Source organism: Chitinivibrionales bacterium (assembly GCA_035516255.1).
Lineage (GTDB): Bacteria > Fibrobacterota > Chitinivibrionia > Chitinivibrionales > FEN-1185 > FEN-1185.
Genome location: DATJAL010000002.1, coordinates 100,105 through 115,360, shown reverse-complemented (window position 1 = coordinate 115,360; position 15,256 = coordinate 100,105). Strand labels below are relative to the sequence as shown.

Genomic DNA, 15,256 nt, shown 5'->3' with positions numbered 1-15,256 from the left:
ATACTGCGCCATGATATACTAAATATTGCAATTTATTGGGCGGTCATAATTATGTCGAAAATTGCAGTAATTATCCCGGCAAAAAACGAGGCGCAAAACATCGGCCGCGTCATTGAAGATGTACGATCCAATGCCCCGCAATGCGATATTATTGTCGTTGACGACCATTCTGCTGATAATACCGTGCAAACTGCTGAAATGTTCGAAAGGGTGACAGTACTATCCTCTTCAATATCCCTAGGCATCGGCGGCGCGGTACAACTGGGGGTACTTTATGCCCTGAAGCAAGGATATGATACATTGGTGAGAATGGACGGTGACGGCCAACATAACGGATTTTTTATTGATAAATTATTGTCTAAAGTCAAAGACAATGTCCTCGTGGTGGGCACACGATGCGGCGCGGACTTTAAAACGTCGAGCGATATGGCGCGAAAAATCGGGGGGTGGTATTTCAGATTACTATTCCGCTTTTTCACCCGCACCAATGTTCTTGACCCTACTTCCGGGTTTATCTGCTTCGGTAAATCAATCGCAGAAAAATTTGCCAGATATTATCCGCTCGATTATCCTGAAATCGAAAGCACGATGCTGTTGATCCGGGCCGGGTATAGAATCGAATGCGAAGAGGTGCGAATGAACCCGAGAAAGCAAGGCAGGTCTTCAATCAGCTGGTTTTATTCATTGGTGTATATGATTGCGGTTTCTTTGGCGTTTTTTATTTCTTTTTTCAAGGATAACCCGTACAAGGGGCAGTCATGGAAATCACCATAACGGCACGGATCATCTTCGGCGCCACCAGCATCCTTATCACCGCCTTTATTCTGTATTTCATCGGCAACAACTCTATCAAAGAGAAATACAGCCTGTTGTGGCTGCCACTTGCTTTTCTCTTTCTTTTTTTCGGCTTGTTTCCGAATTTGCTTGTAAAAATCTCGTCGCTCATCCATCTGCATTATATCACCGTGATACTCCTCTGCGTCATCTTCATTTTCACCTGCATGCTTCTCTATCTTACGATAAGGCTTTCGTCGCTCAGGGAGGACGTAAAAAAACTTGCCCAGGAAATCTCCATTTTCAAGGCCAAGAAAAATGCAGCCTGATCGGACGATGAAGTATCTTCCTGTATCATGAAAACGACTCTTCCGGTCAGTTCATCTGAAAAGATTGATAAAAATTCCGCATGTAAAAAATGCCTGCGCCCGCAAGGGCAATGCATATGCGGAAAGGTCACTTCATTAAACGCATCCGTAAAGGTACTCATTCTCCAGCACCCGCGGGAACAATACAAACTGCTTAACTCGGCGATGCTTGCCCATTTAGCGCTTGCCAACAGTGTTCTTCGCGTCGGTCTTTCCTGGCGCAATTTGTCCCACGCTCTTGGAGAAGAAGCAGATCCGCAGAAATGGGGCATATTATTCTTAAAAGGAATAATAGACCCTTCACGGAAAATCGAACTCTACGATACTCAGAAAAAACGGCTTCTCCCCATTAAAACGAGATTTGAAGGAATTGTTGTGCTGGATGGTTCATGGAAGCAGGCCAAGACGATGTGGTGGCGCAATCCATGGCTGCTCAAATTGACCAGGATAACGCTGAACCCAGTTCACAAATCAATGCGTGGCCAAGTGAAAAAGGAAGGGCTTGCGACGGTTGAAGCCGTGGCGCTCGCGTTGGATTGTTTGGGGGAGGATGTCGGCGTGGGAGAGTCGTTGAGAAAGCAGTATGAGGAGAAGATTATTAAGCTGAATTCGGGGCGACTGAATTAAAGCAGAGCTAGCAGGGCTGCGGTGGCCGAAGACGAGGATATTATGGTAGGTAAGTATAAAATTCGTCGGTCAAATTGAGGCGGATTTGGCGGTCATTTTGGAAGTCAAAACCTGTCTTTCCTGCCCGCATCCGCAAGCATCTTCAAGAAGTCTTCATACGCCAGCCTTACACCCTCATTTAATTGGGTCTTATGCCGCCAACCAAGACCGTGGAGTTTTGAACAGTCAAGCAGCTTCCGCGGCGTGCCGTCCGGCTTGGTCGGATCAAAATCCACTGTGCCTTTGAACCCCACGACGCTCCTGACGACATTCGCCAGGTCGCGGATGGTGACTTCCTGACCCGACCCGATGTTGATGATCTCATTTCCCGTGTATTTCTCCATGAGGAAAATACAGGCGTCGGCAAGGTCGTCCGAATACAGAAATTCCCGCGTCGGATTGCCGGTTCCCCAGATCATCACGTTTGGCGCATTGTTCACTTTCGCCTCGTGAAACCTTCGAATGAGAGCGGGCAGCACATGCGAATTGAGCGGGTGATAATTGTCGTTGGGACCGTAGAGGTTGGTGGGCATCACGGAAATAAAATCGGTCCCGTACTGTTTGTTATAGCTCCTGCACATGATGATGCCGGCGATCTTTGCAAGCGCGTAAGGCTCATTGGTCGGCTCCAGATAGCCGGAGAGCAGGTGCTCCTCCTTCATGGGCTGCGGGCAATACTTGGGATAAATGCATGACGATCCCAGAAACATCAGTTTCTTGGTCTTGAACTTCCACGCCGCGTTGATGATATTCATCTGCACCTGCATGTTGCTGAAAATGAACTCGGCAGGATAGGTGCTGTTGGCATGAATACCGCCCACCTTTGCAGCGGCGAGAAAGACATATTCGGGCTTCTCATCCGCGAAAAAAATTTCCACTGCATGTTGGTTCGTCAAATCGAGCTCCGAGTGCGTCTTTTCAAGAAGGTTGGTAAAGCCTTTTTCCCGCAGCTTGCGGGTTATTGCTGATCCAACAAGACCGCGGTGGCCGGCGATGAAGATTTTTGAGGAGGGGTGCATAATTAATTTTCCAGAGAGGTTCTGCGTTTTAGACTTTGTTGGCTTTTCCATAATTGAGCGATATGCATGGATGTGCTGCCCAAATCAACTAAGGTTTCTTTGTACTGAGATTTCATTGTATAAGATGGCAGCTGTGATTACCTTTGTTGACAATTGGCATCCAATAGAGGTTTCCAATCATCTTCAAATGCATCATCATAAATCCGCCAAAACTCGACGCCCTGGCAAAGGTTGTTCTTTAGAAGTCTGTCAATCATTTGTTTGAATAGAATATGCTGGTCGGATATTGGGATCACGTTAACATTCGGATCCGTTTCAACTTCGCCCCAAAAGACGGGAACATTGTACTTGCGAGAGAAATTGTCCGCATCTACGCCATCGCCTTTTCTTTCATTTATAGCCGACATGTGTTTGCTATAAACGATTTGTTTCTTGCTCAAAGGATCGATGTCGATCAGCGTGCCGTGTGGTGCCCACATTGATTCAATTGCCCACCCCCATCCGGCATTCCAGTCGGAAACCATAATAATGTGTTGAGTGTCTATCTTCCGGATAGCATCTACGGCATTTTTATACCATGTTCTGAGCGAATCGGCACCCGCTTTGCCGACGCACTTCGGTTCGTTCCACAATTCGTAAATAGCGACTCCAGGTTCATTCTTGTATCTTTGCGCTATTGAGGTCCACAAGGGTATTAATTCAGAATATAGAAAGGCATGTTGATTTTCATATCCGTGCCAATCAATTATGGCATACATTCCATTTCTTATTATCTCTGAAACCTGGGGCTATATCCATTTATCAATAAAAGACTCTGGTCCAAGCTCTTTGATTTGATCGCGAGTCTGGTTATAATTATTATTGCGATAGAATGAAACACGCATTGAATTAAACCCCTTGGCTTTATATTCAGTTACAATCTGTTGAATTGTTTTGTTCCCCCATTCACCAGGATTTATTGGTGAAATCCCATGACCGATAAGACGGATTGGTTTACCGGTAGAATCAACTATGTAGTTGTTGTCTACTCTGAGCCACGGCAAGTAACTTCTATGTTGTTGCGAAGAATTATCCAATGCCCAGAGAAAATCTGCACAAAGAAGAAGGGCAAACAACGTATTTCGGGATATTGCTAGCATTGGATGTTCGTCGCTTTCCTGAAAATCATTCTCTTGATTGCTTCTGTTATTAGAAGCCGGATAAAGAATGTATTAGTGATAAGATACCGTTTCCACAAACGTCTGGGATCACATATTAATCGGAACAACCACTCTAATCCAATATTTTGCATGAAAATCGGAGCCCGTTTTTGTACTCCGGCAACAAAGTCAAAGGAGCCACCAACTCCCATCGCCATTTTTACACTTAATTTGCTTAGGTGCTCATAGATCCATATCTCTTGCTTTGGGGCACCGAAAGCAACGAATAGAATGTTTGGGGAAAAACGGTTAATTTCGTTTATTACCTTTTGGTCTTCCAGAACAGATTTTTCAAAACCAAATGGCGGAGAATAAGTCAAAATAAGCCCCTTATCCTCTTTTGCCTTAAGAAGAATACTTGCTGCTTTCTCGGCCACTCCCGGTGTACCGCCAAGAAGGCATACTTTCATGCCCCTTTTGATTGCTTCTTTAAAAAGGCAAACAAACATATCGGACCCGGAAATCTTTTGGACGTTTTTTCTAGCGAAAATCCTGAGTGCCCAAACCAAGGGCATGCCATCAAGAAGGCAGATCGAACCAGATTGATATGCTTGTCTCAATTTCTCATTCTTTTGAATGAGATACACATGGTGCACGTTCGGTGTAAATACCGAATACTTGGATTCACCCGTTTCAGATGCAAGGGAAAGGATGGTTTGCATCGCATCAGAAAATGAGCCAGCAAAATAGGAAACGCCCAGGACTCCATCGATGATGTTGCTCATTTTTCCTTCGCTGCACTAGCCCGCAAGTGTTCTCCAAGTTGGTTATTTAGCTTTTCCAATGTGTGCACAAACCTCTCACAGCTCAGAGTCCAACTGAATTTGCTTAACTGCTGACTCCCTTTTGAAATCAGGGCACTTCTTACATGCTCCTGTCTCAGGATGGCATGAATCGCTCTCTTCATGTCCTCTTCACTCGTGGGGTCGATTAACAATGCAGCATCCCCTGCAACGTGCGGCATTGAAGAAACATTGGACGTAATCACAGGGCAGCCGCACGCGAATGCTTCAAGAATCGGAAAACCGAAACCCTCATATAAGGATGGAAACAGGAAAACTTCCGCAGCACTATAGAGACATTTTAAGTCGTTTAGACTTACATATCCGGTTCTTACTACTCGTTCTGAAATGTTGACCCTTTGAATAGCCTTATCAATGGCAGTTCTGCCCCAAGCAGCTCTTCCTACCAAAACCAGCAACAGATCATGTTTTCTGAGAATCTCTGCGGTTGTAGTAACGATAAAGGGAATATTCTTTCTGGGTTCCAGCGAACTAACACAAAGAAGGTATTTTCTGCTAATGCCAAACTTTCTGAGGACCTTCGGAATCATCGCACTATCAAATTCAGAGTACTTATCGCTAATTGCAGCTCCTATATTAATTGTCCTTTCGTGGACATTAGGGAAATAATGACCTATGTCTTCCCTTGAGGATTCTGAATTTGTGCACACCAAACTTGCCTTCCAAAGAGCATTTTCCGCTAGAGGTCTGAAGTACAACTTATTCTTGAGTGAGAGGGTTTTAGGGTATTTCCACATTACGGCATCGTGACACAAGAAAACAAGTTTTTTGTGTATAACAAATAATCCTGGTGGAAAGCAAGGAAAAAAGGCAAAGTCGAAATTATGGTTTGCAAGGAACCAGGGAATAAAAAGCTGTTCTGTAAGAAACTGTGATTTAAACTTGGAAATCGAAAACGTGAACCGGGAAGAAAGATTGACAGGGTCTTGGAAATCTGGATGAATATTCCTTCTGAAAAGAAAATGATATTCATTCTTGTTATCCATGTTCAACAATGTTTTTGCGAAATGTAGTGTGTAGTTCTCAATACCAGTTATTGAACGTCTCAATCCAGTTAAATCAATAAAGATATTCATTCTTAAACAGCTGCGCGCTTTATTGCTTTTCATCGCGCATTATTAGGGTTAGGAACGGATGAATACAAAATATCCGCAAGATCGTCAGAGTAACTAGTAAATCACTAGGGCCGTAGGCGGGGATCTAGGAATTATGAAAGAATATTTTAGATGGCTAAAGCCTGTTTGCCAAAGAACCAGAGTATCTCAAGGATCTTTCAGTGCTGTTTATGGCAAGAAACTTTCTATCAGGAAAGAAGCCTTTTGAGACATCTCTGTTTGCCCTGCTCCGAAAACAAAAATGTATTTTCTTCCAAATTTATTCTATGTACTGTGTCTGCAAACTGCCCAGGCAGCCGCGAATTATTGATTCTGCACAATACTATTTACTTCCCAATGCTTACACGGATTAATATGCGAAGCATAATAATTTTTGTCCGGAAGTCTGTCTAATTTGCATCCAAACAATGTACTTACGATTATGCGAAAAGAATTGACTGGCGTTATTTTATTATATAACTGCCTCTTAATCTGTTCGGGGGCCTTATACGCATTTAGAATCCTAAATTGGTACTTCAAGAATGTGCTGTCTGGCATAGTCTTTGTGTCCATTATGGTACTGAATACAAAGGCAGCCCCGTGATCCCCCTGCAAGATGATTATCGGTTCTACCCTTGAATTTGATAAAATTGTATCGATGGTAGCAAGAAGCACCTTGTTCAAGTACTTTACTTGCTCTCTTAACAAGAAACCTTGATGCGGCTGATCCTTGGAGAGCAGCATATTCAAGGGCGGTTTTTCACCATTTGCTTGGAAACAAAATGGAGGATGAGGGCAATAGATGTGTGCAAAAACAAACTTTGGATACTGTTTTTCCTTTATTGCTTTCTCCAATTTGTCCAGAGTCGTAAAGAATAGCACACGTTGCTGATTATTAACGCCAGAACTTTCAATATAGGGTTTCAGAACGCTTTTATTCAAAATATCCATAAGAAGAGAGAGATACTGAACACAATAGGTAGAAAAGCCGGGATGATCGGATTTCCACCACGAACCAATCTTAATAGAGTGATAGTGGTTCTCTTCGAAAACATGCATGATTCTGTTATTTGCAATAAGATCGTTGAGAACAGAATAATATTTCTGAGGCCCCATTGTTCTTTGGGTGGGGTTCTCCAAGTATTCCATGTTCAGGAATGATGCGAATGATAGTTGTGTGAAAGGATAATTTGAGGTACTACTTTCCGGAAGATAAAACCCCCTTTTTTCCAATTCAGTCAGGAAATCATGATTATCGAAATTGCAGAATCGAATAAGGCCACTGCTAGACGGATAGGCGTCACAGATAATGTAATAAACATCCGGTTTTACGATGTTGTCTGAGGATGCCGTCGGCACCGATACATTTCCAGATGTGGGAAGAATATCAAAATGGGTATTGGAGTGGGCGCTAATATGAACTTTTACTTCACTAAGGGTGAATACCAGGAAAATCGCCAACGCCAACGCACTGAGCCAGCTGCTTATCTTTATTGTGCGGTTGGAATCTTTCTTTAAAAGAATCCCAAGAATCATGAAAGCGACAAGCAGCAGGCAGAAATAAAGCGGAAGAAGAAATCTATCTCTGCCTAGTATCACATTATGAAACACCAAAAAAGGATGAATCGCATTATAGAGGTATTGATAAGAAAAGAACCAAATCAAGAGGATCGACGTGATTATTGCGACAATTGTTTTATTTTTCTGAAGGAAGGATAGCAAACACCAAAGTGCAAACGATGTGGCTACAACCGTAATTATTACGCCAATGATCGGAATGGAATAGTGTCCTGAAAATCGATCATAATGCATCTCATAAAAGAAAATCGGAACGAGAGGCAAAAGAATCAAGTGAATATAAGCGCTATGAATCATTTTATCGTTTTGCGAAGACATACATCTTTCTCTCTGATTCTACAATATGAATTTTGTCGATTTGGTTAAAGTATATGGAAAAAGATTTTTCAAAGCATTGTTCATTATAATCTTCAAAGACATCTTTTCGATTCGATAATAGCCGTTGAACTTGTGAATCCGATTTTGGGACAAATTCAATAATCAAATATGCGCACAAGGAACTAAAAAAGTCGGCGATTTTTTCCAGGGGGATGTTGTTTGAAATAACTAAATGATGAATTAAGGCCAAGGCAGAAATAGCATCCACTGGCCCCCGATCACCTAAACTCAACCGTTCTCTGTTGGCCCACCCGATGCCGGCACTTGGATTGGAAAGATCCATTACGAGAGGTAGTATGTTTCTTTTGTTTTCTGATGCGCACTCGTTGTATAGTTTTTCGATGCACTGGGCATCATTATCAAATGAATATGTGATAATACCCCTATCGCTCGAAATCTTGCTGAAAATGCCCGTATTTGCCCCGAAATCAAAAAGCGTCTTGGGGGAGATTCGATCAAGGAACGAGTTAAAGATACTCTTCTTGTGCTCAAATGCTTTTTCAGAATAGTTGTTGTCTTTATAGTATGAATGCCAAACCGAAAACTGAGAACCTGACGATTTCATTCCCCTCACCGATGAAGTTAAATGTGATAGCAGCGCCGTCTGAGACTGCTTGGACATTGTAAAATGATGTGGATAAACTTTTCGATTAGAGAAATACCTTTGGCTCTTGGCATGAAGATGAATATGCGACAATAGCGAAAATGTCAAATATGTCTTTTTCGGCAGAAGTTTGCTGGCAAGATCTAACGGTATTCCATTGATAAAAACCCTTGCTAATTGATTCAACCGAAGATCTGTAAAAGACATGAGTGCAAGTGGGCAAAAGAATTGTTCGCAGAATTGCCGGTATGCAACCCACGGTTCACCTGGCACATAGATTTCAAATGAGAGCGTGTCGATGAAGATCGGTTTACTATCGGCAAACTGAATATTGTAAGCACTACTGTCCTTGAGAGTCATTCCATACTCGAGGGCAATCCTCTGGATTTCCAAGGTGGTAATCGCCGCAGCCTTAAGCTGACTGAAACACCATTCATAGGGATATGAAATGAAGGCAATCTCTTTGGGTTTGAGAACTTTATATGCGTTTTTGGCTGTTGAAAAGGTCTCGTTGACTTCATCATGTCGAACAAGCAGCCCATTTTCGCTCAGATGTCTATACAGCCCCGATTGAATAAGATAGTCATAATGTTCCTTATAACAACCATTTATTTGCCTATATAATGCACCTTTGTTTACAAAAACAAAACCTGAGGGATCTCGGAAGGAGCCATCCGTCTTGTTGGCTGCCTTTATCATTTCGAGCCGTTTTTTTTCTGGAATTTTTTGTATAGAAATTGCAACAATCTATGGAATTGGCTTCTAATGGAATAAAGGGCCGCAATAGCCATGGCAATGAAGATCTGAATGAAGTAGGATCCACTTCCCAAATCAATATAACCATAACTTGATTGGGGTAACGTGAATAGAAAGAGCATTGAGATGAACAACAGTGTTTGTTTCATTGGAGAACTATTTCCTTCTTAAAGGCCACAAAAGTGAGTTGAGTCCACTGGTAATCTGTTGATAATTAACACCTATATTACAGTTCAATCTTTAGCAAGACAAACATTCCTATTGTTTACACACTTGTCCGCAAGAAGAGATCGGAACATTTTTGCGGCGGACAGACCATAGTGTTGTTTGACAAATCTGGATCGAAAGATGTTACAAATCTTGAACCTATGCAGCTAGATCTTTTTATTGCGCTGAATTTCGGGGACAAGACAGCAGGTGAGACTCTCTGGGAGAAAATAGATTTACGGGAGCAAACCGAAGTCAACATTGCATGTATCCCTGTCAGCGCCTCGTTTCCAAGCAGACCTAATATAATCTCTGAGGTCCCCTGGGATACAACCTAAGCCACGAGTTTCTGTTATCCAACCACTTTCCAGTCAATCTTGGGACAAAAGCGGCAAATGACTCATCCCCCTTTCAACTGATACGGGCGTATAGGTTTGCAGATTTACGCTCTTGGGACTTACGTTTCTTATATCGACACCAACAGCACATGCCTTGATACCAAGGCTATTATGTACATCTTTCAAGTCAAATTTCATCGCGTTACCTATTACCTGAACGTCTTGAGCATTAGAAATACATATCCCAATATTACATACTGCAAACCGAATTCCGGTTGTGTTGTCCATCACCTTCACGCCTTCGACATAATTTGCTTCATCACCCCACCAAGCTCTTGCACCAACAGATATTCCTATGTCAAAGTGCGCATATGAACTCGTCCAAATGACATTGCTGTCGACAATTGCCGAATCGAAGTTCTGGTAAAGAAATACTGGAGGGCTTTTTTGTTTGCACCAGTGGCAATACCACGGGTCAATTGCAATTGCCGCGTAAGCTGAATTGCCACTGCAAATAACGGTATTATGAGAAATTCTTGACATTTGCTTCCCGGGCTCAGGATAGTAACAAAACATAACTATGCCCACATCAGTCGCGTCGATAATAGTGTTGTTCTTAATCACGCCTTCGTTTCCATGAATGCTAATGCCGTCGCACCACGGATATTTTTCAGGAAGATAGACGCTGTTTTGATGGTGTGTTTCATAGCATGTGATTAAATTGTTTTCGACATTCACCTTGCCAGGAACATGCATGATCTCAATATTACTTCCACCCGCACAGCCATTGAATCTACAATTGATAACAGCACTATTTCCGCCATAAACACGCAAATTTTGCCTTCCACCGCCGACTGTCACATCCGAATTCTTCAAAAAAGCGCGTTGCCCATCAATCCAAACGTTTCTAATCCTTGCGCCATGGGATAATCGGATAAGCTCTGCATCAGCTGTAAAATTTCTGCTGCGTACGATCCTAGAAAAGCAGGCATATTGACAACTTCTTGTTATATGTGCCCCGACGGTTTGGAGAGTAATATCTTCCGGGATAACGACAGTCGTATCAACAGAAACAAGCTCTTTCTGGCGTATACAGAACGTATCCCCCGGGTGGGCAGTCTTTAGCCAAGCGTTTAAACTACTCCACCGTTTAGGATTAAATATCTTGGGCCCGTAAGAATTTGTATCAACAGCTAAGTGAGCCGGAGCAGATGCACTAGTCCAGTAATAAGGCTTTTGACTAAAGATTTTTGTGTAAATGACGCTTGTAAATTCCTTGCCAAAGATGCAATCGCTGATAGCGGTCTCAATACCAGAAGAGGCAATCCGCCCACAATAGTATTCTAATTCGACACGTTCCGGGTCGCGACATAACAAAGCCCGAAAAATCGTTAGAACCTTTTGTTCATTATCATACCCAAGATCGCAGTATTCTTTGCACGTAAAGACTTTCTTAGCTACAGCCAAAAGCGATCTCTGTGTGTGTCCGTTCTTGCTAAAATATTCCATGTACTTTCGCCATTCCGATTGATCGGGACCCGTTCCCAACGCTTCGGTATATAATTTTGTGATAAATTGTGCGGGCAAATTTGTATCCAGCTTACCTTGGATATTTTCATTCGTTGTTTGGGCCAAACAAAAAAAGAGTTTCAAAAGCAGCGGGGAGGAAAATAGCAACAATCCTGCACCAATACTTTTGCCCATGTAGGCACAAAGAGCATGTTTTCTACACGTCAATTGGGCAACAGTCCAAAAAATATTCTTCATGGTTCGAAACTTAGTGTTCAACAAGCAACAGGTTATGATAGCTCTTCTGAATCGTTGTTTGTTTAAATCTGCCCTCAATGTGCAGAATAACCATGTTTGACAATCCAATTATCGACCACAAAATGATATTCAGTAAACGGGAATCAAGAACGGGAAGAAAAACCGCGCCGGTAAGAAGGGAAATAATCCCAAAAATAGCCCCATTACAATATGAACTTATGTGGGGATAACGCAATCGAGCTGAATTAAACAGAAAAATAAGACGTAAAAATATCAATAAATATAAGAACAATCCCAGAATACCAAGTTGAACAGAAAGCGAGTAATAGAATGATTCAATATTACCGACAAATGCCTCAGAAATAGACTCGTCTTTGGCCCTTGCTAATAACCCAAATTTGCCGCTTGTAGTGCCGACACCGGCACCTTTCCAATTATCCAATACTAATGCAGGGCCACGAATTAATAGATCATTCATATGAATAATCGCAGAATCACTGGTTTTTCCAGATAAGAATGCCGTTGTGTAATGATTAATTTCATAAATTATTAATCGTGGAATCATTAGAATCACAAGCATACTGATTAATATGCTGTACCTTTTCTTTAGCTTCATGAACCATAAACCCGTGAAACCCACAACGGTTCCAACAATAATACTGCGATTACTAACCAATAGGAAACTTACGAAAATAATTATTGAGTACAATACTGTCCGTGTTCTTGTCTTGATGCAAATAATTGCCAGCGCTATGGAAAGCATCAAAAGGAACGCCATTTCGAGCGGGGAAAGAATTAAACCCGTCATGCGAGGAACCCATTCCCCATTTCGCATGGAAAACATTGTTAAGGAATGTTGCTCGCCTCCTAATTGCGTAACATAATCGGTAAGTCCAATCTTTTGAAAGAATACTTCTTGACCGGAAAGGTAAATAACTATTGCTATTACTATCATTAATATGGTCCAAATGAAATATAGTTTCAATATCTTATCAATGATCTTTTGATCCAGAGGTGGAATTTGTTTGAAGAAGATAAAGAGAGCGGGACCGATGGTCATAGCCCAAAACGACTGAAATGAAAAAAAACGGGGCATCGGAGAGGTTATGTATTTGAATAAACAGAGAAATAAATACAAACAAATGAGCCCATCGATACTCCTAAAGTTTATCGATAATTTCATTCTGATTGCAACCAAACATAAGATAGTTGCCAAAAAAAGGAACAGGAAAAAGTCCTTTATCCATGGGGCAATGACTCCCAGTTGCCCAGGTAAGACAACTTTTAGTAAATAGGCGAGACTGCTAAAAACCATTGCGAAAAGCAGGAAATACAGTGAGATTGTGGAAAGACGTGTTCTCATGACAATGATGCGAAGACTTTCGCCATGGTTTCTCCACCATCCGTCCATGTCTGGCTGGGGAGTTCCGGGGTTTCGCCCAATTTGCAGTTCTTCATTTTCATAATTCCAGTCATCACGCTCTCAATGTTTGGCTCAACATATACGACTCGATTGTCGCCGCCGATCTCGCGTATTTCGGGAATATTCGTTGTTACCACTTTAGTACCGCATTTTAGTGCTTCGAGCACCGGCATTCCGTAGCCCTCATAGAGCGAGGGATAAACAAATATTTCTGTTCCCCCGTACAAATATGGCAAATATTCATCGCAAACAAAGCCTAGACGTATGATGGAAGGCTCTCTTTCCGCCATCGCAATTATTTTCTTATCCTTCCAACCGTGAGCCCCAACCATAACAAGCACATATCCCTCCAAGTCCCCTCGTCTCTTCAATCGCAGAAATGATTCTAACACAACGGGAAGATTCTTCCGGGGCTCAATTGTGCCAAGCGCCAGTAAATACGGTTTATGGATTCTCAAAGCGACTAAGACCTCCTTAATTTCCGTTTGAGTCTTTGGAACAAACCGTTTGTCAACAGAAGGTCGTATTATAGCGGTAACGGAAGTCGAGAAATATTCTATGATTTTTTGAGCGGTTCCTGGAGAATTAGCAATACGGGCATTTGCCCTCAACAAATCGGCTTTGAAAAACAGACGGTGGGCCCATAGGTGGGTAAATTTCATGGTTTGAGGAACTATTCGATAATTAATATCATGGACCGTTACAACAGTTTTAACATTGTCAGATAATTTTGGAAGAAAAGTTGTAGGTCCCCAGAAAAAATTCAAGTTATCCTTTTTGCATAAAAAGCCGGCTCTCAGCTTAGTCCATAATACCGGTCTTAGGATACGGCCCCAAAGAGAAGTATCACAACGAAGAATCCATCGGTTGTTAACACATGGAAGGTCTAAATGTCTGTTTGTGTAGATAAAGAATATTGTCTCCGTGAATTCTTTATCTAGCCTGCGGCATAATTCATAAACATATCGGCCGATACCGGTACGATTGCCCTGGAGGGCTCGCCCATCAATTCCAACACGAATCATGTTCTTTTTTCGATCAAGAACAACTGCTCTTCAAATCGAGTGTAAAAAAGGAAAAATCGCATCAGATAATAGTATCGTCGAATACCAATTATCTTCTTTAAAAGAAGCATGGTCTTGAACATTCGATTCATTTTTTGCTTGTAATTGGGAATGATCTTTCGTGTTTGGTCAAGATTCTTGCCCTTTTCGTGAATTATCAATTTGTTTTTTTCAAGCATATCATAATAACTGCCCGGTGAAGTAGAAAATGGGTCTTGAACATTATACCCGTCTTTTAAGAGTGCTCTAAAAAGCCTTCTTTGAAATCGGACAATGGAAATACCATTGTTGAATTTATTATAAGCATAAGGAAGTTTTGAAAGCTCATGGTATCCGTTCCTTATAAGATTTCTCCTGTATTCATCAAAGAGAGGTTTAAATTGCGGATAATTGACTAAATTATATTTCGATTGCTTTTTGCACATGCTGTTTGGATCATTTGGGTCGAATCCGGAGAAATGATACACAACCAACGGGAATTTGTAATCAACAGTGTACCTATCATTAACAATAGCCACATTTCTTTCGTGCAAATTCCATGTTGCGACATTGTATCCCGGGTGCCGGAATATTTTTGCCCCCTTTTCATAGAGCACTGGAACGAAATCCATCCATCGCTGGTCAACATGGAGAGCATCCTGCTTGTCTGCAAAACATTGATCTTTTAGTTTTTCCTTCCACCATGTAAGAAATTGTTGAGATTCCAGGCAACGCCGAATGGCAGCAAACCCAAGATTGAAAATGCCTACAAAGAGCAATTCCTCTTCTGACGTTGATCCTTCAAAAGAAACATAGGGATTCATAAAATGGGGTGTCAGAAGCAGGAAATTGTTCTTGAGGGCCTCTAGGGCATCAGCAAGCGAGGAACAAATAATCGTATCCGGATCTAAATAGAATATGTGGTCGTATTTGTACTGTTTAAAAAGGTGGTCGAAAATGAATGGCTTTACCGAGGTACAGAATTCAACAACATCGTACTTAAATGCCATTTGCATGATTTTGGGAATTTCAAAATCCTTCGCTTCAATTATCGAATGTTTTTCGGATGAAAGTGCAATGCTATTTTCAGCCTCATCCGCAAGTACAATAAAGAAATTGAATTCTGGACAATATTTTGCGGCAGAATCGGCAAGCGTCTTTGCCTGTGCAAGGTAATTCTTTGCTGCTATGGTAAAAATGGCGTTCATTCATTTTCCTTTGAGCTATTAATTAGTAATG

Annotated in this window: 14 protein-coding genes; 3 read left to right on the top strand and 11 right to left on the bottom strand. The window is 41.8% G+C overall.

All coding sequences use genetic code 11. The features are described 5' to 3' along the window. Positions 1–51: 51 nt before the first annotated feature. From VLX68_01015 to VLX68_01005, 3 genes are read left to right on the top strand one after another with little or no spacing between them, the layout of a single operon-like run. On the top strand, positions 52–774 hold the full coding sequence (locus tag VLX68_01015) for a glycosyltransferase family 2 protein (GenBank protein HUI90803.1): 723 nt from the start codon (positions 52–54) through the stop codon (positions 772–774). Further along, positions 759–1,103: a DUF2304 domain-containing protein gene (locus tag VLX68_01010; GenBank protein HUI90802.1), complete on the top strand. Its 345-nt coding sequence runs from the start codon at positions 759–761 to the stop codon at positions 1,101–1,103. Before VLX68_01015 ends, VLX68_01010 begins: the two co-directional genes overlap by 16 nt. 27 nt (positions 1,104–1,130) lie before the next feature. Next, on the top strand, positions 1,131–1,769 hold the full coding sequence (locus tag VLX68_01005) for a tRNA-uridine aminocarboxypropyltransferase (protein ID HUI90801.1): 639 nt from the start codon (positions 1,131–1,133) through the stop codon (positions 1,767–1,769). Positions 1,770–1,873: 104 nt separating this feature from the next. Here VLX68_01005 and VLX68_01000 read toward each other — a convergent pair whose 3' ends face one another. The 11 genes from VLX68_01000 to VLX68_00950 form a co-directional block, all read right to left on the bottom strand. Beyond that, positions 1,874–2,827 (bottom strand): GDP-L-fucose synthase, encoded by a 954-nt coding sequence (locus tag VLX68_01000; GenBank protein HUI90800.1) that lies wholly within the window; start codon positions 2,825–2,827, stop codon positions 1,874–1,876. A gap of 137 nt (positions 2,828–2,964) precedes the next feature. After that, the gene (locus VLX68_00995; protein HUI90799.1) at positions 2,965–3,597 is read right to left on the bottom strand and encodes a cellulase family glycosylhydrolase; all 633 of its coding nucleotides are present in this window, start codon (positions 3,595–3,597) and stop codon (positions 2,965–2,967) included. 18 nt (positions 3,598–3,615) lie between these two features. After that, entirely contained in the window at positions 3,616–3,966 is a 351-nt protein-coding gene (locus VLX68_00990; GenBank protein ID HUI90798.1) for a hypothetical protein, read from the bottom strand. After that, a complete protein-coding gene (locus VLX68_00985; GenBank protein HUI90797.1) occupies positions 3,960–4,751 on the bottom strand; it encodes a WecB/TagA/CpsF family glycosyltransferase in 792 nt (263 codons plus the stop codon). Before VLX68_00985 ends, VLX68_00990 begins: the two co-directional genes overlap by 7 nt. Continuing rightward, positions 4,748–5,938, bottom strand: a complete 1,191-nt coding sequence (locus VLX68_00980) for a glycosyltransferase family 1 protein (protein HUI90796.1) — start codon at positions 5,936–5,938, stop codon at positions 4,748–4,750. Before VLX68_00980 ends, VLX68_00985 begins: the two co-directional genes overlap by 4 nt. 309 nt (positions 5,939–6,247) lie before the next feature. Then, positions 6,248–7,819, bottom strand: coding sequence for a hypothetical protein (locus tag VLX68_00975; protein HUI90795.1), 1,572 nt, complete (start codon positions 7,817–7,819; stop codon positions 6,248–6,250). Continuing rightward, positions 7,800–9,182 (bottom strand): hypothetical protein, encoded by a 1,383-nt coding sequence (locus VLX68_00970; GenBank protein ID HUI90794.1) that lies wholly within the window; start codon positions 9,180–9,182, stop codon positions 7,800–7,802. Before VLX68_00970 ends, VLX68_00975 begins: the two co-directional genes overlap by 20 nt. 635 nt (positions 9,183–9,817) lie before the next feature. Beyond that, positions 9,818–11,551 carry a hypothetical protein gene (locus tag VLX68_00965; protein ID HUI90793.1) on the bottom strand — a complete coding sequence of 578 codons (1,734 nt, stop codon included), beginning with the start codon at positions 11,549–11,551 and terminating at the stop codon, positions 9,818–9,820. 10 nt (positions 11,552–11,561) lie between these two features. Continuing rightward, the gene (locus VLX68_00960; GenBank protein ID HUI90792.1) at positions 11,562–12,611 is read right to left on the bottom strand and encodes a hypothetical protein; all 1,050 of its coding nucleotides are present in this window, start codon (positions 12,609–12,611) and stop codon (positions 11,562–11,564) included. Positions 12,612–12,910: 299 nt separating this feature from the next. After that, on the bottom strand, positions 12,911–13,999 hold the full coding sequence (locus VLX68_00955) for a glycosyltransferase family 1 protein (protein ID HUI90791.1): 1,089 nt from the start codon (positions 13,997–13,999) through the stop codon (positions 12,911–12,913). Then, the gene (locus tag VLX68_00950) at positions 13,996–15,225 is read right to left on the bottom strand and encodes a hypothetical protein (GenBank protein HUI90790.1); all 1,230 of its coding nucleotides are present in this window, start codon (positions 15,223–15,225) and stop codon (positions 13,996–13,998) included. Before VLX68_00950 ends, VLX68_00955 begins: the two co-directional genes overlap by 4 nt. Positions 15,226–15,256 lie beyond the last annotated feature (31 nt).